Annotated in this window: 16 protein-coding genes; 10 read left to right on the top strand and 6 right to left on the bottom strand. The window is 66.7% G+C overall.

Features of this window, described 5'->3' with window-relative positions; translation table 11 throughout:
• Window positions 1-225 precede the first annotated feature (225 nt).
• The 3 genes from AC50YM_RS14190 to AC50YM_RS14180 all read left to right on the top strand — a co-directional run bounded on the left by AC50YM_RS14190 (window position 226) and on the right by AC50YM_RS14180 (window position 3,496).
• On the top strand, window positions 226-1,830 hold the full coding sequence (locus tag AC50YM_RS14190) for an AMP-binding protein (RefSeq protein WP_494957595.1): 1,605 nt from the start codon (window positions 226-228) through the stop codon (window positions 1,828-1,830).
• 164 nt (window positions 1,831-1,994) lie between these two features.
• Window positions 1,995-2,966, top strand: coding sequence for an alpha/beta fold hydrolase (locus AC50YM_RS14185; RefSeq protein ID WP_494957594.1), 972 nt, complete (start codon window positions 1,995-1,997; stop codon window positions 2,964-2,966).
• 44 nt (window positions 2,967-3,010) lie between these two features.
• Complete coding sequence (locus AC50YM_RS14180) at window positions 3,011-3,496, top strand: CPBP family intramembrane glutamic endopeptidase (protein WP_494957593.1); 486 nt, start codon at window positions 3,011-3,013, stop codon at window positions 3,494-3,496.
• Between the two features lie 83 nt (window positions 3,497-3,579).
• Here the strand turns inward: AC50YM_RS14180 and AC50YM_RS14175 are convergent, their stop codons facing one another.
• The 3 genes from AC50YM_RS14175 to AC50YM_RS14165 form a co-directional block, all read right to left on the bottom strand.
• The gene (locus AC50YM_RS14175; protein WP_494957592.1) at window positions 3,580-4,011 is read right to left on the bottom strand and encodes a universal stress protein; all 432 of its coding nucleotides are present in this window, start codon (window positions 4,009-4,011) and stop codon (window positions 3,580-3,582) included.
• A 53-nt stretch (window positions 4,012-4,064) separates the two neighbouring features.
• Entirely contained in the window at window positions 4,065-5,357 is a 1,293-nt protein-coding gene (locus AC50YM_RS14170; protein WP_494957591.1) for an aminotransferase-like domain-containing protein, read from the bottom strand.
• A 431-nt stretch (window positions 5,358-5,788) separates the two neighbouring features.
• The gene (locus tag AC50YM_RS14165) at window positions 5,789-6,352 is read right to left on the bottom strand and encodes an NAD(P)H-dependent oxidoreductase (RefSeq protein WP_494957590.1); all 564 of its coding nucleotides are present in this window, start codon (window positions 6,350-6,352) and stop codon (window positions 5,789-5,791) included.
• A 125-nt stretch (window positions 6,353-6,477) separates the two neighbouring features.
• Between AC50YM_RS14165 and AC50YM_RS14160 the strand changes: the two genes are divergently transcribed.
• The 6 genes from AC50YM_RS14160 to AC50YM_RS14135 all read left to right on the top strand — a co-directional run bounded on the left by AC50YM_RS14160 (window position 6,478) and on the right by AC50YM_RS14135 (window position 14,666).
• Window positions 6,478-7,074, top strand: a complete 597-nt coding sequence (locus tag AC50YM_RS14160) for a TetR/AcrR family transcriptional regulator (protein ID WP_494957589.1) — start codon at window positions 6,478-6,480, stop codon at window positions 7,072-7,074.
• Between the two features lie 368 nt (window positions 7,075-7,442).
• Window positions 7,443-8,429 carry an ABC transporter permease gene (locus AC50YM_RS14155; protein ID WP_494957588.1) on the top strand — a complete coding sequence of 329 codons (987 nt, stop codon included), beginning with the start codon at window positions 7,443-7,445 and terminating at the stop codon, window positions 8,427-8,429.
• A gap of 2 nt (window positions 8,430-8,431) precedes the next feature.
• Entirely contained in the window at window positions 8,432-9,442 is a 1,011-nt protein-coding gene (locus AC50YM_RS14150; RefSeq protein WP_494957587.1) for an ABC transporter permease, read from the top strand.
• An 8-nt stretch (window positions 9,443-9,450) separates the two neighbouring features.
• Window positions 9,451-11,715 (top strand): dipeptide ABC transporter ATP-binding protein, encoded by a 2,265-nt coding sequence (locus tag AC50YM_RS14145; protein WP_494957618.1) that lies wholly within the window; start codon window positions 9,451-9,453, stop codon window positions 11,713-11,715.
• A 71-nt stretch (window positions 11,716-11,786) separates the two neighbouring features.
• Entirely contained in the window at window positions 11,787-13,496 is a 1,710-nt protein-coding gene (locus AC50YM_RS14140; RefSeq protein WP_494957586.1) for an ABC transporter family substrate-binding protein, read from the top strand.
• Window positions 13,497-13,610: 114 nt separating this feature from the next.
• Window positions 13,611-14,666: a Gfo/Idh/MocA family protein gene (locus tag AC50YM_RS14135; RefSeq protein ID WP_494957585.1), complete on the top strand. Its 1,056-nt coding sequence runs from the start codon at window positions 13,611-13,613 to the stop codon at window positions 14,664-14,666.
• A gap of 98 nt (window positions 14,667-14,764) precedes the next feature.
• Here the strand turns inward: AC50YM_RS14135 and ald are convergent, their stop codons facing one another.
• On the bottom strand, window positions 14,765-15,883 hold the full coding sequence (ald, locus tag AC50YM_RS14130; protein ID WP_494957584.1) for an alanine dehydrogenase: 1,119 nt from the start codon (window positions 15,881-15,883) through the stop codon (window positions 14,765-14,767).
• 280 nt (window positions 15,884-16,163) lie between these two features.
• Here ald and AC50YM_RS14125 point away from each other — a divergent pair, with 280 nt between their 5' ends.
• The gene (locus AC50YM_RS14125; RefSeq protein ID WP_494957583.1) at window positions 16,164-17,384 is read left to right on the top strand and encodes a PucR family transcriptional regulator; all 1,221 of its coding nucleotides are present in this window, start codon (window positions 16,164-16,166) and stop codon (window positions 17,382-17,384) included.
• Here the strand turns inward: AC50YM_RS14125 and AC50YM_RS14120 are convergent.
• Together AC50YM_RS14120 and AC50YM_RS14115 are read right to left on the bottom strand one after the other, a co-directional pair.
• Entirely contained in the window at window positions 17,381-17,674 is a 294-nt protein-coding gene (locus tag AC50YM_RS14120) for a hypothetical protein (RefSeq protein ID WP_494957582.1), read from the bottom strand. The two genes, AC50YM_RS14125 and AC50YM_RS14120, sit on opposite strands and share 4 nt — an antisense overlap.
• A 74-nt stretch (window positions 17,675-17,748) precedes the next feature.
• A complete protein-coding gene (locus tag AC50YM_RS14115) occupies window positions 17,749-18,171 on the bottom strand; it encodes a helix-turn-helix domain-containing protein (RefSeq protein WP_494957581.1) in 423 nt (140 codons plus the stop codon).
• Between the last annotated feature and the right edge of the window lie 29 nt (window positions 18,172-18,200).

Genomic DNA, 18,200 nt, shown 5'->3' with positions numbered 1-18,200 from the left:
GGTGCTGTCCTGGGAACCGTTGTCCAGCAAAGTGACAACCCGGCCGACCTGGCGGTCCACCCGCATGGAGCAGATGTGGTTGCCGTGGCGGCCTCAAATCCGTATGAGGCTGCCCACTGGGCCGGTGACGCGGCCAGGCCGCGGTCCTGTCCAGCAGGGCGCGGCGGCACTAGAGTGGCACAAGCCGCCGCCAGCTGTGCGGACGCGGATCAAAGGAGATGTTGCGTGTTTTCTAGCCCGTTCCCCGATGTGGAAATTCCTGACCTCAGCCTGTACGACTACCTCTTTGGCGGCCTGGCGGAGGCGGACCTGGACCGAACCGCCGTCGTCGACGGCACTACCGGCACGGGGACCAGCTACCGGACCCTGGTGACGCAGATTGATGCCGTGGCCGGAGCCGTTGCGGCTAGGGGCCTGGGCCTCCACGGCGTCGCAGCCATCCTGTGCCCCAACGTCCCGGCGTTCGCCGTCGTTTTCCACGGACTGCTGCGCGCCGGTGCGACAGTCACGACCGTCAACTCCCTGTACACGGCGGACGAGATCGCCCTCCAGCTCGACGACGCCCGCGCGGACTGGCTGTTCACAGTCTCCGCCCTACTCCCCGCTGCCCAGGAAGCGGCGGCGCAGGCCGGAATCCCGGCCGACCGGCTCGTCGTCCTCGACGGCACCGCCGGCCACCCCTCGCTGCAGGACCTGCTCAGTGCCGGCGCCCCGGCCCCGATCGTCAGCTTCGATCCGGCTACGCACGTGGCCGTGCTGCCCTACTCCTCCGGAACCACCGGCCGGCCCAAGGGCGTCATGCTCAGCCACCGGAACCTCGTGGCCAACGCGGAGCAGTCCCGCGGGCTGCTCAAGGTCACCCCGGACGACCGGCTGCTGGCACTGCTGCCGTTCTTCCACATCTATGGACTGACCGTGCTGCTGAATCTCGCCCTGCGCCAGCGTGCCTGCCTGGTCACCATGCCGAAATTTGACCTGGCCGAGTTCCTGCGGATCATCCAGGACCAGAAATGCAGCTATCTGTTCATCGCCCCGCCGGTTGCTGTGGCCCTCGCCAAGCACCCGCTGGTTGCCGAATACGACCTCAGCTCCGTGCACACCACCCTGTCCGGTGCCGCGCCGCTCGACGGCGAACTGGGCAGCAGGCTGGCCGAACGCCTCGGCTGCCGGGTGCTGCAGGGCTACGGCATGACCGAGATGAGCCCGGTGTCCCACCTGATTCCCCTCGACGCCACCGAGCCTCCCGTCAGCTCGGTCGGATTCACCGTCCCCAACATGGACTGCCGGCTGCTGGATCCTGCCACCGGGGAGGAAATCGACCTCCCGGACGAGGGGACCAGCGCGCCCGGACACCTCCTGTGCCGCGGACCGAACGTAATGCTGGGCTATCTCAACCGGCCCGAGGAAACGGCGGACACCCTCGATGCAGACGGTTTCCTGCGCACCGGGGACATTGCCACCGTGCGCGCCGACGGTGTGGTGACAATCGTGGACCGACTCAAGGAACTGATCAAGTACAAGGGATATCAGATCGCACCGGCAGAGCTCGAGGCGCTGCTCCTCACCCACCCGGGCATCGCCGACGCCGCGGTGATCGGAACCTCCGATGCCGATGGCCAGGAAGTTCCGATGGCGTTCGTAGTGCGCCAGCCAGGTGACGACGGCGAGCGGCTCGACGAGGCCGCGGTGATGGACTACGTGGCCGCCAAAGTGGCGCCCTTCAAGAAGATCCGGCGGGTGGAATTCATCGACGCGGTGCCGAAGTCCTCCTCCGGCAAGATCCTGCGGCGGATGCTGAAAACTGCAGGAGCGGCCGCGGGGCAGGCCTGAGCCCGCGGGCCCCGAACCACAACGAACGGGGCCCGTAGGCGCTTCGACGAACCAGGAAGCCCGCTCAGGGTGGTGCACGCCACAGCGCCGGCGTGGAGTCGTCGACTAGGTTGGGACCAGCCGACGTCCGGACCGGCGCGTCTTAGTGAAAGTGGCCCCAGTCCATGAAGACTTCCTCTGCTCCGACGAACCTGGCTGGCGGAATGCGCGGGGCGATGCGGGTTCTCGGTGCCGTTGCGCTCGCGCTGGTCGTGCTGGTTGCGGCGTCCGCGGTGACCAATCTGGGCATGGGTGTGCTCGAGAGGGCGAACACCCTTCCTTACGGCGAGAAAGTGAGCATTGGCGGCGGCGAGGTCAACGTACTTGTGGCAGGGGACTCGGACCGGACCCTCGTGCTGCTCGGCGGCTATGGTGCGGCGTCTCCGGCGCTGGACTTCAAACCACTTATCGATGAGCTGGACGACGACTTCACCGTCGTCGTCATCGAGCGGTTCGGTTACGGCTACAGCGACCTGGATGTCACAGCCCGCACCGTCGAGAACATCTCGACCGAGCTCCACGGCACCCTGGCGGGGCTGAAAATCCAGGGGCCGTACGTGCTGATGGCCCACTCGCTGGCCGGAATCTACAGCCTGGATTACATCAATCGCTTCCCAGGTGAGGTCTCGGCCCTCGTGACGATCGACGCGACGGTACCCAAGGACTTCGCCCTGGCACCGCGTAGAAGTCCGTGGGAACGGCTCCTGTCGGTCAGCGGATGGGTGCGCTGGGTGACGGCCCTGAATCCTGCCATCGCCGCACCGGCCGCCCCTGCCGGGGTGTATCCGGAGACAGCGACCGACGAGATCCGGTCGATGACGGTCTGGAATTATGCCAACCAGGCGGTCATCGACGAGAACAACAAGATGGCGGATAACTTCGCGGCGGTGTCCGAACTGGGCTATCCGGTGGATCTTCCCGTGCTGGCGTTCCTGTCCCAACAGCTCGTCAACGCCAACGCGGAGTGGCATCCCGTCCACGCGGAGCAGCTTAAGTCGCTGGAACGATCCCAGCTCGTCGTGCTCCCGGGCGATCACTACCTGCACTGGACACATTCCCGGGAAATGGGCGATGCACTGCGGCAGTTCCTCCGCTGACCAGGGCAGCGGCCAACTGCGGCGGAGCACCGTGTCATCCGGCGGTGACGTACGTCGCGATCCCGCTGGTGCTGCTGCTGCTCGCGGGGGCCCGTCTGCCCGGCCTGGGTTTCGGGCCGGGCCACCGGGTGGGTCGGGCGCTGCTCATCTGCTGCGCGGTGCCGTTTGCCTGGTTCGTTTTTGTCCTGGCCACCGGGCAGTCGACGGTTCTCAGGCTGCTGGGACACTTCGGATCAAATTTTATCCAGAACGGCTTCTTTGAGGAGTTCCTCTTCAGGGGCGTGCTGCAGACGCGGCTGCGCCTGCTGGCGGGGACGGGGTGGGCGCTGATGCTTCAGGCGCTGCTCTTCGGCTTCTGGCATCTTCGCCTGGGCTTCACCGGCACCGGTCATGCCGGGCTGGTGCCGGCCATCGCCAGCACCATCGTTCACCAGTCACTCTTCGGGCTGGCGTTCGGTGTCCTGTTCGAGCGCACCCGAAACCTGCTCATCCTATCCGTGGTGCACATCGCCCTCAACAGCAGGGGCTGAGGGGCTGAGGGGCTGAGGGGCTGAGCGGCTGTGGCGCTCCGGTGCCGCAGCGCCCCGGGGCCCGGGGCGCTCCGGCGAAGCGCCTAATCTGAAGCGTCGGTCTTCGCGATGTACACGTCGCACGGGGCGTTGTGGGCCACGGAGTTCGCAACGCTGCCGAGCACCCGGCCGAGTCCCTGCATCCTCCGGTTCCCGACCACGATCAGCTGGGCGCCGGAGCGTGCCGCCTCGTCAATCAGTGCCTCGGCCGGCTTGCCGCGGGCAGCGGCATAGGTAACGTGCAGTGCCGGCGTCCGGAGACTGTCCGCGACGGTCCGGGCAACCTTTTCGGCGTCTCCGGCGTCCGAAACAATCCACTTGTCGCTGCCGCTGCCGTAGACCTCGGTCCTGTCGCTGTCGAACGCGCTGACCACATGCAGGGTGGCGCCGAGCGAGGCGGCCAGGTCGCGTGCGGTGTGCGCGGCCTTCAGGGCAGTCTCGCTGCCGTCAACGCCGACAACAATAATTCCGGTCATGAAATGCTCCTTGAGCTCGACGAACGTCTTCGGCCATGCACCAATGACTTAGGCTACAGCGCCGCGATGGCATCGCGAAGGACCGGCGCCAGCCGTCTTACTCCTTCGCGGATGGACTCCGGCGGAACGGCGCTGAAGGCCAGTCGGATCTTGTTGGACGGATTGTCAGAATGGCTAAATGCTGCACCGGGAATGAAGACCACCCCGGCGTCTATCGCCTTTTTCAGCAGCGGGTAGGTGTCCACTCCGTCGGGCAGCGTGACCCAGACGAAGAACCCTCCCTCCGGACGGGTCCAGCTCAGGCCTGGCGGCATGAACTCGTCAAGGGCGGCCAACATCGCATCGCAGCGCTCCTTGTAGAGCCCCCGGTACGTCTCGATCTGGCCCCGCCAGTCGTAGTCGCGCAGGTACGCGGAGACCAGCATCTGGTTGAGCGTCGGCGGACACAGGGTAACTGCCTCCGAGGCCAGGTAATAGCGGCGCTGCAGGTGCGCCGGGACCAATGCCCAGCCGATCCGAAGGCCGGGCGCGAAAATCTTCGAGAAGGATCCCATGTAGATCACGTCGTTGGGGTTGGCAGCTCGCAAGGGGGTGAGCGGCTTGCCGTCGAAACGGAGCAGCCCGTAGGGGTTGTCCTCCAGCACCAAAATATTCGCATTGCGGCATATATCAACGACGTGCTGACGCCGCTCCACGGAAAGGGTGATGCCCGAGGGGTTGTTGAAACTCGGGATGGTGTAGAGGAACTTGATGTTCTTACCGGCCGTCTGCAGAGCGGCGATCCTGGCCTCGAGCAGGTCCGGGATGATGCCGTCGCCGTCCATCGGCACGGTGGCGACTTCGACCTGGTACGCCTCGAAGGTGTTGAGCGCGCCGACATAGGTGGGGTCCTCGACCAGCACCACGTCGCCGGGGTTGCAGAAGACCTTCGTTGCGACATCCTGCGCCGATTGTGAGCCTGCGGTGATCACAACGTTCTCGGGCTTGGCGTCCAGGATGCCTTCTGCGGCCATCACCTCGCAGACCTGCGTGCGGAGTTCCTCGGTGCCCTGTCCGCCGCCGTATTGCAATGCGGTCAGGCCCTGTTCGGCGATGATCTTTGCGGCGGTCTGACCGAGCCGGTCGAGCGGTAGGGACTGGAGGTAGGGGCTGCCGCCCGCCAGCGAGACGAGGCCGGGGCGCATCGAGATGTCGAAGACATCGCGGACTGCCGATTGCTTGATATTGGCTGCGCGCTCCGAGAAGAGGTCCTCGTGGCGGTGGGCGGACGTAGCCGCGCGTTCGATTGCGTCAATTGCCTCGGCCGGGAGTACCTCTGCGGCGGAATCAAGTGTTTCGTGGGTCACATCTCCCAGCCTACAACCCGTGTTGTCATATAGAAAACCTTTGTATCCAAAACCAGCAAAGACACTCCCAAGGCAGCTAGCCCGGCTGCTGTAAAGGGTCCGGCGCGTTCCTGTGTCGCGGAAAACTACGCCGCGGGGAACGCGGGGAGTCATCCCGTGGCGTCCGCCGGAATCCGCTGCGGAAACGGACAGCCGCCACGCGGATCCACGTAGCGCCTGTCTGAAACGGGCGCGGGAATCGTGACTCGCCGCGGGAATCGTGACTCGGCGGGGAACTGCGGCTCCGCGCTGAAGCCGCGTACCGGCGCGGAAGTCGCGAACCGGGGCGGAAGTCGCGAACCGGGGCGAAGGCCGCGGGACGGTGTGCTGCCGGGACGCAGAACACCCCCGGCCGCTGAGGCGCGCCGGGGGTGTTCGGTGTAAGGCGGAAACTATGCTGCGGCGACCGTGCGGGATTCTTCCAGTGCGGCGAAGACGCCCTTGATCTGCTCGACAACCTCGGCGTCGTCCTTGGGGTGGACCTCGGCGAAGCGGACCATGGAGCCCGGGACGGCGAGCTTGACGTCCTCGAGGACCTGGGCGCCGGCAATGCCGACGGCCTTGCGGGCCTCGTCCTGGGCCCAGACTCCGCCGAACTGGCCGAAGGCGGTGCCGACGACGGCGGTGGGCTTGCCGGAGAGGGCGCCGGCGCCGTACGGGCGGGAGAGCCAGTCGATGGCGTTCTTCAGCGAGGCGGGGACGGTGCCGTTGTGCTCCGGGGTGACCAGGAGCAGGGTGTCGGCGTCGTTGGCGGCGGCACGCAGGGCAGCTGCCGCGGCGGGGACCTGGCCCTCGACGTCGATGTCCTCGTTGTAGAACGGGATGTTGCCCAGGGTCTCGTGGATGAGAACCTCAACGCGCTCGGGGGCGTTGAGCTGGATCGCTTCGGCGAGCTTCTGGTTGGTGGAGTCGGCGCGCAGACTGCCGACCAGGGTGAGAACGGTGTTCTTGGACATGTGTACTCCTAAGTGTCGCGCCGCAGACGGTGCTGCGGCTGGCTGATTATGGAGGCTTTGCCGGCCTTCACAGATCTAAACGGACCGCGGTCCGGTTCTATTTCCGCGGAGCTAGACTGTGCGGTGTGAGCTTGATCCCAATCCGCCCGGCCATGGAGCCTGAGCGCCGCGACGCCGCCCGCAACCGCGAGCTGCTGCTCCGGGCTGCCCGCGAGCTCATCGACGAATGTGGCGCGGACGGTCTGACCATGGCCACGCTGGCGGACCGGGCCGGTGTGGGGAAGGGAACGGTGTTCCGCCGCTTCGGCAGCCGGGCGGGACTGATGATGACGCTGCTCAGCGACGCCGAGGCCGAGTTCCAGGGGCGCTTCATCTTCGGCCCGCCGCCGCTGGGCCCCGGCGCCCCGCCCCTGGAGCGGCTCATCGCGTTCGGCGGGGAGCGCATCGCCTGGGTGCTGGAATTCGGTGAGCTGGCGCGTGCCGCAGACGTCTCGGCCTACAACCGGTTTGACGTCCCGGCTGCCGTGTTGTGGCACCGCCATCTGGAGATGCTGCTGCGGGGGGCAGGCGTGACGGCGGACCCCTGGCTGATGGCCACGTCGCTGAGCGCCGTCCTGGAGCCTGAACGGATCCTGCACGCCGTCCGGGTGCACGGGGTTGCCCCTGAGCGGCTCGCCGCGTCCTGGCGCGAGCTCGTCTCGCGCGTCGCGCGCGGGGCCTAGCACCCCGCATCCCGGCTGCGCCGGGCCCGGCTGACCGGACCAAATCAATTCGCGGGACTTCTCCATAACGATCTGGTACCCGACGCGCGGAACGCCGGAGGAACCGGCGTGGGGCGGCTGGGCTTATGTGATAGTTTCCTCTGGAATGTGACCCGCGACATAGTCCACAAGGACCGGCGTCCCGCGGGCGGCCAGCTACCCGCTGGCGCAGATCCCGGATCGGCGGCGGTAACCCCCTGCCGGACGGGGACTACGGAAGGATCAAGTTGTGAATCTTGTCAGGAATTCTGCGAGCTGCGAGGCTGGAATAACCGGTCCGGCAGCGGCGGGCGCCGCACAGGCAACGGCCTTCCAGAACTAATCGCCAAATGATCCGATACCTCGCCAAGCGCGCTATCACGTATGCCTTCATGATCTTCCTGACCACGACGGCCGGATACTTCCTGGCCGTGAACACCCTGAAGCCGGCGCTGCTGGAGCAGGAGCGGATCCCGCGGCCTACTCCCGAGCAGGTGGCCAACTCCTTCCGGCTGAAGGGCCTCGATCCGGAGCTCAGCGCCTGGGACCGTTACGTGCAGTGGCTCACCGCGATCGTCACCCGTTGGGACTGGGGACGCAGCCCCAACGGCGCGTTCATCAACGCCGAATTCGGTGACCGGGTCTGGATTTCTACCCGGCTGTTCCTGGCCTCCATCATCCTGACGCTGATCATCGGCGTCGCCCTGGGCGTGTACACGGCAGCGCGGCAGTACAAAGCCTCGGACCGGATCATTACTTCCTACAGCTACCTCGTCTACATCGTGCCCGCTCCGATCGCCTACTTCCTGGTCCAGCTCGGCGCCATCAACGTCAACGAGACGGTCGGCGAACGCATCTTCTTTGTCACCGGCATCTCCACGCCCGGGCTGGAGGGCGGCGGCTGGATTCAATTCCTCGACATGCTGGCGCACTACGCGGTGCCGACCTTTGCGATCACGATCGTAGGCTGGGGCACGTACCAGATCGCGCAGCGCCAGTACCTCCTGGACAATGTCAACGCCGACTTCGTCCGGACCGCGCGGGCCAAGGGACTGACCCGCAACCAGGCCATCAGCCGGCATGCCCTGCGGGTGTCGTTTATCCCCGTCGCCCAGAGCATCGCCTTCACCATCCCGGCCATTTTCGCCGGCGGCTTCTTCGCCGAAAAAATCTTCGCCTGGCACGGCGTCGGCTCCTGGAGCATTGACGCGATTGCGCTGCAGGACGTCAATGCCGCGACGGCCACCCTCGCCTACGGCTCCGTGATCTTCGCGATCGGCGCGATCCTCGCCGACTTCGCCACCACGCTGGTCGACCCGAGAGTGCGGGTGCAGTAAGTATGACAAACCTCAATACGGTCGACCCGGCCGCCGTCGCCGGCGAGGCCAGACTCGAGAACAACGACGTCGTCATCGCGAAGTCCTCGATCATCCTCCGCCGCTTCCTGCGGAACCGGACCGCCGTCGTCGGGCTGGTCCTCTTCCTGGCGCTGACCCTGTTCTCCTTTGTGGGCGGGTTTTTCACCAGCTGGGACAAGGAGACGATCGACCCGTTCAACATCGGTATGCCGCCGTCGTCCGAGCACCTGCTCGGCACCTCCCAGGCCGGGATCGACCTCTATGCCCTGACCGTGGAAGGCACCCGGATCTCGATCCTGATCGGCCTCGTCGTGGGCCTCGTCTCGGTGCTGATCGCAGCCGTGTACGGCTGCACCATGGCCTACTTCGGCGGGAAGGTGGACAAGGTCATGCTGTTCATCCTCGAAGCCCTGATCATGATGCCGGCGCTGCTGGTCGTCGCCGTGGCCACGAGCGGCGGCGGCAACGGCCTGCAGAAGTCCCTGCCCAGTTGGCTGCTGCTGATCATCGTCCTGCTGGTCTTCAGCTGGATGGGCACCGCCCGCCTCATCCGGTCACTTTCGATGTCGCTGATGATGCGCGACTTCGTCAAAGCCGCCCAGTACATGGGCGTCCCGCCGCGGCGGATCGTCTGGCGGCATCTCGTCCCGAACATCGGCTCACTGCTGGTCCTGGACGTCACCCGGGGCATCACCGGCGCGATCCTGGCCGAGGTTGCGTTTTCCTTCATCGGGATCGGCATCAAGGTCCCCGACGTCAGCCTGGGCGTGCTAATCGGCCAGGCCACCTCCCAGGTCTCGACCTTCCCGTGGATGTTCTGGGTCCCGCTGGCGGTTATGTTCCTGCTGACCGGTTCGCTCGCCATGATGAACGACGGCCTGCGCGACGCGTTCGATCCCAGCTCCAGTTCCGTCGGCCGTGCCAAGAAGGGCGACGCCGTGACGCGCAGCCCGGGCACTACCCGCAAGCCCGCAGGGAGGAAGACCAGATGAGCCACGAGATGACCGCCGGCACCGACCCCGCAAATGTTGCCGCCGCCCCCACTGCCGCCCCCACCGCCGCTCCTGCTGCTGCCCCCACCGCTGCCGAGCGGCTGCACGTCGCCGGGCTGCACCTGCCCTCGGATGCGGTGCTCTCCGTCCGGGACCTGCACGTCCGGTTCAACACCGAGAACGGGGTGGTGCACGCCGTCCGCGGCATCGACTTCGACCTCCGCGCCGGCAAAACGCTGGGCATCGTGGGCGAGTCCGGCTCCGGAAAGTCCGTCACCTCGATGGCCATCATGGGCCTGTTGCCCCCGACGGCGGAGATCACCGGTTCGGTCCGGCTGCAGGGCACGGAACTGCTGGGGCTCAGCGACAAGGCCATGTGCCGGTACCGCGGCAGCGACATTGCCATGGTCTTCCAGGACCCGCTGTCCTCCCTCACGCCGGTGTACTCGGTCGGCAACCAGATCATCGAGGCGCTCACCGTCCACAACCCCACCATGAGCAAGCAGGCCAAGGCGGCGCGCGCCGTCGAGCTTCTTGGCATGGTGGGCATCCCCAGCCCGAAGGACCGGCTCAAAGCCTTCCCGCACGAATTCTCCGGCGGCATGCGCCAGCGCGTGATGATCGCCATCGCCATCGCCAACAACCCCCGCGTGCTGATCGCCGACGAGCCGACGACGGCGCTCGACGTCACCATCCAGGCGCAGGTCCTCGAGGTGCTCCACACTGCGCAGGAGGAAACCGGCGCCGCGGTCGTCATGATCACCCACGACCTCGGCGTCGTCGCCGGTATGGCGGACGACATCATGGTGATGTACGCCGGGAAGCCGGTGGAAACCGGCACCGTCGACGACATCTACTACAACCCGCGGATGCCGTACACGATGGGCCTGCTCGGCGCGGTGCCGCGCGTCGACGTGGCCGAGAAGACCTCGCTGGTGCCGATCGAGGGCATTCCGCCGAACCTAATCCACACCCCCACGGGGTGTTCCTTCGCGCCGCGCTGCCCGCTGGCCAGCGACGCCTGCCTGCAGGGCGAGCCGGAGCTGTGGCCCGTCGCCGGGGAGAACGCCGACGGCGGCCTGCCGCACCAGGCCGCGTGCATCAAGACCGACTCCCTCGGCCTCGAAGTGGACGTCCGGGAGATCTTCCGGGCCCCGGCCGTCCCGGTGTCGCGCTTTGACGCGATCCCGCGCACCGAGCGCCGGACCGTGCTGGAACTCAGGGACGTCAGGAAACACTTCCCGCTGCTGAAGGGCGCCCTGCTCAAGCGCCGGATCGGCACCGTCAAAGCCGTGGACGGGCTGAGCTTCGACATCCGCGAGGGCGAGTGCTTCTCGATCGTCGGCGAGTCCGGCTGCGGCAAGACCACCACCCTGCTGGAAATCATGGAGTTCCACAAGAACCAGGACGGTGAAGTGATCATCGGCGGCCTGAGCAACAAGGAAGCCTCCGACGCCAGGACCAAGAGCGCCATGCGCAGGGAACTTCAGATGGTGTTCCAGGACCCCACCGGCGCCCTCGACCCGCGCTTCACCGTGTTCGAAGTGCTCTCCGAACCGCTGGAGAACGCCGGCATGGCCAAGCCCCAGATCCGGAAGCGGATCCTGGAGCTGATGGAGCTCGTGGGGCTCCAGCCGGACCACGTCAACCGCTTCCCCAACCAGTTCTCCGGCGGCCAGCGCCAGCGCATCGGCATTGCCCGCGCCCTGGCCGTGAACCCCAAGCTGGTGGTTTTGGACGAGCCGGTCTCCGCCCTGGACGTGTCCGTCCAGGCGGGCGTGATCAACCTGCTGGACCAGCTCCGCGCGGAACTCGGGCTGAGCTACCTGATGGTCGCCCACGACCTGTCCGTGGTCCGGCACATCTCCAACCGAGTCGCCGTGATGTACCTGGGAAAAATCGTGGAGATCGGCGCGGTGGACAGCGTCTTCGACAATCCGCGCCACCCCTACACCCGGGCGCTGCTCTCCGCGATTCCGGTGCCGGACCCCGTCCTGGAACGTACCCGCGCACGGATCATCCTGCAGGGCGACCTGCCCTCGCCGCTGGAAGCTCCCCAGGGCTGCAACTTCGCCACCCGCTGTCCGGTCTTCGCGGCCCTGCCGCCCGCCCGGCAGGAGAAGTGCCTGACCCAGGAACCGGCCCTGGAACCGGCTCCCGGCCTGGCTTCCGGCCCGGCCCTGGAACCGGCCCCCACAGACCAGCAATTCGCCTGTTTCTACCCGGACGGCGAACTGGACGCGGACATGCTCGTTGTCCACGAAACGAACTGACCTACCCCTCAAACGCACCACAATCCGCACCACGCACCACAACTCGCACCAAAAGGAATGAAGGGGAACACATGAAGAATCTGACCAAGATCGGCGGCGTTACCGCCGTCGCTGCAGCGCTTGCGCTCACTGCCTGTGGCAGTGGCGGCGCGGCGCAGGGTCCTGCGACCGCCAAGGGCCAGGATGCCGGCAGTGACCTGGCCAAACTGGTGAGCATCAACGCCAAGGATGCCAAGGACCTGCAGCCGGGCGGCACCGTCACCCTGCCGCTGGGCAACATCGGTCCGGACTTCAACGGGTTCTCCAACAACGGCAACAGCGCGGACAACACCGCCCTGCACCGCCCGATCGACGAGGCCGGCACCTGGGGCTGCTGGAATTTCGACTTCGACGGCACCGCCACGCCGAACAAGAACTTCTGCGAGGACGTCAAGAGCGAGGTCAAGGACGGCAAGCAGACCATCACCATCAAGGTGAACGACAAGGCCAGCTACAACGACGGCACCCCGATCGACGTGAAGACCTTTGAGAACACCTGGAACATGCTCAAGGGTGAAAACAAGGACATCGACATCGTCAGCTCCGGCGCGTACGAGTTCGTTGAATCGGTCAAAGCCGGTTCCAGCGACAAGGAAGTTGTTGTCACCACCACCCAGCCGGTCTTCCCGCTGGATGCGCTCTTCACCGGCTTCGTCCACCCGGCCGTGAACACCCCGGCGATCTTCAACGAAGGCTTCACCGGCGACATGCACCCGGAATGGATGGCCGGGCCGTTCAAGCTGGACCAGTACGACAGCGCCGCCAAGACCGTCACGCTCGCCCAGAACGACAAGTGGTGGGGCACCAAGCCGGTCCTGGAGAAGGTCGTCTTCCGCCAGCTTGAGAGCAGCGCCGCCATCGCCGCGTTCAAGAACGGTGAAATCGACGGTGTGTCCGCCAACACCATCACCCCCTACAAGCAGCTCGACGGCACAAAGGACTCCGAGATCCGCCGTGGCCAGCGGCTCTTCGCCGGCGGCCTGAACCTTAACGCGCAGAAGGCGCCGATGACTGACGTCGCCATCCGTAAGGCGATCTTCACCGCCGTCGACCGCGAGGCACTGCGCAAGGTCCGCTTCAACGGCCTGAACTGGGAAGAAACCAGCTCCGGATCGATGATGCTGCTGCCGTTCTCCAAGTACTACCTGGACAACTACCCGGTCAAGGAAACCGGTGCCGAGGCCGCCAAGAAGGTCCTCACCGACGCCGGCTACACGGCCAACGCCGCAGGGATCATGGAAAAGGACGGCGTCCCCGCCGCCTTCAAGATCAGCAACTTCGGTGACGACCCCACCACCCTGGCCTTCGCGCAGACCCTGCAGAACCAGCTCAATTCCGGTGGCATGGACGTCGGCATCGACCAGCGCGCTTCGGCCGACTTCGGCAAGGTCCTCGGTAGCCGCGACTTCTTTATGAGCGTCTCCGGCTACACCGTCGGCGCCGACGCGACCGACGCCGTCAAGCAGTTCTACGATTCCAAGACGAACGAGAACGAACTGGGCGACGCCGAACTGGACGCCGAGATCAAGAAGCTCTCCACCATCGCCGACAACGCCGAGCGCAACAAGGCGGCCATGGAAGTGGAAAAGAAGCACATGGAGAAGTACTTCTCCATGGGTGTTGTGATGAACGGTCCGCAGATCTCCTTCGTGCGCACCGGCCTGGCCAACTACGGCCCGTCCCTGTTCAAGAGCCTGTCCCAGGTTCCGGACTGGACCACCCTCGGCTGGGAAAAGAAGTAACCCCCGGCTAAGCAGCACGTCAAACAGCGCCGGCACTCCCTGGAACCTCAGGGAGTGCCGGCGTCCGCTGTTTAACCGGGGGACTGACGCGGCGTGCGGGGGTAGCGTGGACCCATGACACCCGACCCCACCCGGACCATCCGCACGGCCGTCGCCGGCTTCGGCCTCTCCGGCAGCGTCTTCCATGCCCCGCTGCTCGCTGCAGACCCCGCGTTTTCAATCGGGGCCATTTCCACCTCCGACGCCGGCAGGCAGGCGGACGCCTCCGCCCGGTACCCCGGGGCACGCATTGTGGACACCCCGGCGGACCTACTGGGGCTCGCCGGCGAACTGGACCTGCTCGTGCTCGGGACCCCTCCGGCCACGCATTACCCGCTCGCAAAGGCCGCACTGGAAGCCGGGCTCGACGTCGTCGTCGACAAACCGTTTGCCGTGCACAGCGCGGAAGGCGAGGAGCTCATCCAGCTCGCGGCGCGGCTGGGACGGGTGCTTACCGTCTTCCAGAACCGGCGCTGGGACGGCGACTACCTGACCGTCCGCGGCCTCCTGGAGAGCGGTGTGCTCGGCAGCGTCACGCGGTTCGAATCCCGCTTCGAACGCTGGTCCCCGGAGGTCGCCAAGGCCTGGAAGGCGGCCGCGACGGCGGACGACGGCGGCGGCGTGCTGTTCGACCTCGGCACCCACCTGCTGGACCAGGCCGTGCAGCTGTTCGGTCCCGCCACGGTCACCCACGCTGAACTGGCGGCCCGGCGGCCGGGGGAGCGGACCGACGACGACGTGTTCCTGGCCCTGCGGCACGACTCCGGCGTGACGAGCCACCTGTGGATGAACATGCTCTGCGCCCAGCAGGGACCGCGGTTCCGGCTGCTGGGCAGCGCGGGCGGCTTCACCAAACACGGCGTCGACCCGCAGGAACCCTTCATCGTGGCCGGCGGCAGCCCGCTGGACCCGGACTACGGCGTCGAGGACCGGGACTGGGCCGGGCTGCTCGGCCGCGACGGCCACCTGGACCGGCTGCCCACCGAGCGCGGCGCCTACCCGGAGTTCTACCGCACCCTCGCGGCGAAAATCCGCGACGGCGGGGCCGACTCCGCGCTGCCGGTGCCGGTGGATCCCGCGGGCCCGGTGGCAGTGCTCCGGCTGATCGAGCAGGCCCGGGCCCTGGCTTAAACCCCAATCGGCTGCTCCGAAACCGCCGTTTTGGGAGTCCAAAAGGGCGGTAACGGAGCAGCCGATGCGGGTGCTGGCTATGCGGTGGCGGCGGCTGGTTACGCGGAGACCAGCTCGTGCCAGTCGGTGACGAGGGGCAGGTTGTGCGCCTCGGAGACCGAGCGGTGCGCGACCTTGCCGCCGGCGATGTTGAGGCCGGTGGCCAGGGCGGCGTCACGTTCAAACGCGGCCTTGACACCCAGATTGGCCAGCGAAACGGCGTAACGCAGCGTGACGTTGGTCAGCGCGTAGGTGGACGTGTTCGGCACAGCGCCGGGCATATTGGCAACGCAGTAGAAGATCGTGTTGTGGACCTTGTACGTCGGTTCCTGGTGCGTGGTAGGGTGCGTGTCCTCGAAGCAGCCGCCCTGGTCCACGGCGATGTCGACCAGCACGGAGCCGGGCTTCATCCGGGAGACCAGTTCATTGGTGACCAGTTTCGGCGCCTTGGCGCCGGGGATCAGCACGGAGCCGATCACGAGGTCGGCGTCGACCACGGACTTTTCGATCTCGTACGCGTTGGAGGCGACGGTCTTCAGGCGGCCCTGGTACTGGGCATCCAGTTCGCGCAGGCGGTTGATGTTGATGTCCAGGATGGTGACATCCGCGCCGAGGCCGAGGGCCATCGCGGCTGCGTTGGTGCCGGCAACACCGGCGCCGAGGACAACAACCTTGGCCGGGCGGACGCCCGGCACGCCGCCGAGCAGCACACCCTTGCCGCCGGCCGGAGCCATCAGCGAGGCGGCGCCGACCTGGACGGACAGGCGGCCGGCGACCTCGGACATCGGGGCGAGCAGCGGCAGGGTCCGGCCCTCCTGGACGGTCTCGTAGGCGATGGCGGTGACGCCGGTGTTGATGAGCTCCTGCGTCAGTTCCGGCTCCGCTGCGAGGTGCAGGTAGGTGAACAGGATCAGTCCCTTGCGGAAGCGGTGGTATTCGGCCTTGACCGGCTCCTTGACCTTCATGACCATGTCCGCGCGGCCCCAGACGTCATCGGCGTCAGCGACGATCTCGGCCCCCGCGATGGCGTATTCCTCGTCCGTGATGCCCGAGCCCAGGCCAGCGCCGCGCTCCACCAGGACCGTGTGGCCGTGGGTGCGGAACTCGTGCACGCCGGCGGCCGTGATGGCGACGCGGAATTCGTTGTTCTTGATCTCTTTGGGGACACCGATGATCATTTGTGGGCTCCAGTGCTGGCGGCCTTGTGGGCCTGGGTTGGTGCGGGAAGTCGTACTTCCAGAATAAATCCGGCTGTGATGCAAGCTACAGGGGCCGGCTCCCGGCAGCTCGGGCATTCCCCGGAAATCCACGCTTCTCCAGGGAGCTGGCTCGACGGTTGTCGACCCAGCGGGCGTCAGGTGTCGCCTGCTGTCCGTCGCGGGGTGTCGTCCGGGGCGCGGGCTGGGTCGTTGGCAGCGGCGTTTCCGGGGTCGGTGGCATCGGCAGTAGGGTGGCAGAATGCAGCAGCAGGATGTCGAACAGCTTGTGGAGCAGGTAGCGCTGAAACTGGGCCGCGGCCTCTCGCTCGAGGATCTGGACGGACTGCTGCTCGCCTACAGCTCCAACCAGTCCCACGCGGACCGGGTACGGGTGAACTTCCTGCTCAGCAAGCGCGTTCCGGTCGACGTCAGCGCCTGGCAGCTCTCGCACGGGATCGCGACGGCGGTCCGCCCCGTCGTCGTGCCCGCCAACGAGGATCTGGGGATGCTGGGGCGGGTCTGCGTTCCCCTGCTGGTGCGGGGCTTCCGGGTGGGCTACCTCTGGGTCCAGCTGGACGCCGCAGAGCCCAACGGGGCGTCGGTTCTCGCCCAGCTTCCCGGCGTGGCCGGCGAGCTGGAGCAGTTATCCGCCCTGTTGCTGGAATCGAATACGGCCGAATCCGAGTTCCGCCGCCGCCGTGAGCAGGAATTCCTGGCCGCGTGCCGGGGCGAGTCCAACGCCGTCGCCGCCGTCGCGGGCTGGAAGGAAGTCCAGGGCAGGGGACCGTGGCAACTCGTGACAGTCCTGGATGCCGACGGGTGGGCGGAAGGCTCGGACCCGATCGCCTCCACGCTGATCCACCGCTCCGCGGCGCTGCAGGCCACCATTGGGGTGGACGCGACCCTGTTCAGCGCCGGAACGGAGACACACGCTGTTGTCCTGTTCAAGGAATCGACCGGACGGGCGAACCACGCCCAGGTGCTGGTCCATTACCAGCTGGAGCTGGCCAAACGGTCCGGCCGCCCGGTCCACCGGATCATCCTCGGAACCTCCGAGGGCTTCGCGAGGCCGCGGGAACTCCCGGACGCCTACCGTCAGTCCAGGCAGGCCGCGCAGGCCGCGGCGGTGGATCCCCAGCTCGGGGAACTCGTGGACTGCCGCGCCACCGGGATTTACCAGCTGCTGGCCTCGGCCGGCGGCGGAGCCGGGGCGTGGGCGGACGCGGGCTCGGTCTACTTCAGCATCCTCGCGGACCAGGACCGGAACCACGAACTGCTGCCGGTGCTGGAGCTGTTCTATGACAACGACGGCTCGGTCCAGGAAGTGGCTGACAAGCTGCATCTGCACCGGAGCAGCATCTACAATCGCCTGGGCCGGATCCGCCAGCTGCTCGGCGTCGACCCGCTGAAGGGGCTGGTGCGGCTGGAACTCCACGCGGCGCTGAAGGCGCGCCGCTGGGCGGAGCGCCCCAGAATTTAAGTGCCGCGTCCCTCGCGTTTGGGCTGCTCGGCTCCGAGTGGCCGGTCCGGTTCAGGCGCGGTTTTGAGCTGGGATGCGTGGGCTTGTGCTCCCGCGGCCTCCTGCGCTGCCCGCTGTGCTGCCCTGCGGCGCGAAATCCGGCTTTCCGTCCACATGGAAGTGGCCACAAAGGCCACGCAGCTGGACATGAAGGCAGCGGTATTGTTCAGGCCCATGGCCGTTCCGAGAATGCCAGTGAGCACCATGGCGGCAATGCCTGCCACGATGTGCCACCCTCTGAACTTACCCACAATCCAAGCGTAACCCCGGCCTTCTCGGGGTTTTCGCGCAGAGCCGGGATCGTTGTTTGATCCTTATCACGCCGTCACGAAGCATCGGCGGCACCGTCATCCGCGTGGTCCGGAGCGTCCTCGGCGGTACTGTTCTTCTTCTGCTTCTCCAGCCAGGCCATGATGTCAGCGAGCCGGATCCGCCGGTGCGTGCCCCTGTATTCCACCGGGATTTCGCCCCGGTCTGTCATGTTCCGCAGGTAGGTGTGCGATATTCCGGCCAGCTCCGCGGCCCGGGACGTAGTGAGCATTTCCTCGACACTGCTGACGGTCACGGCCTCGCCGCGGCCGAAGCGTGCCAGCAGGTCGACGACGGCGTCCCGGGCCTGCGTTGGCAGCCGGTGGACGGTGCCATCGACAAAGACGGTGATGTCGTCGCTGCCGTGGAGGGCGTACTGGAGTTTCTGCGCGTCCTCAGCCGGGAGGGCGGCCGTCACCCGGGGAGCAATCAGTGTCATGGAGTGCATCCTAGCGCCCTGCGGTTGAG

The organism is Pseudarthrobacter sp. RHLT1-30-1, from assembly GCF_059383415.1.
Note: the sequence above shows the minus strand (reverse complement) of the source record. Positions and strands in the feature narration are given on the sequence as shown.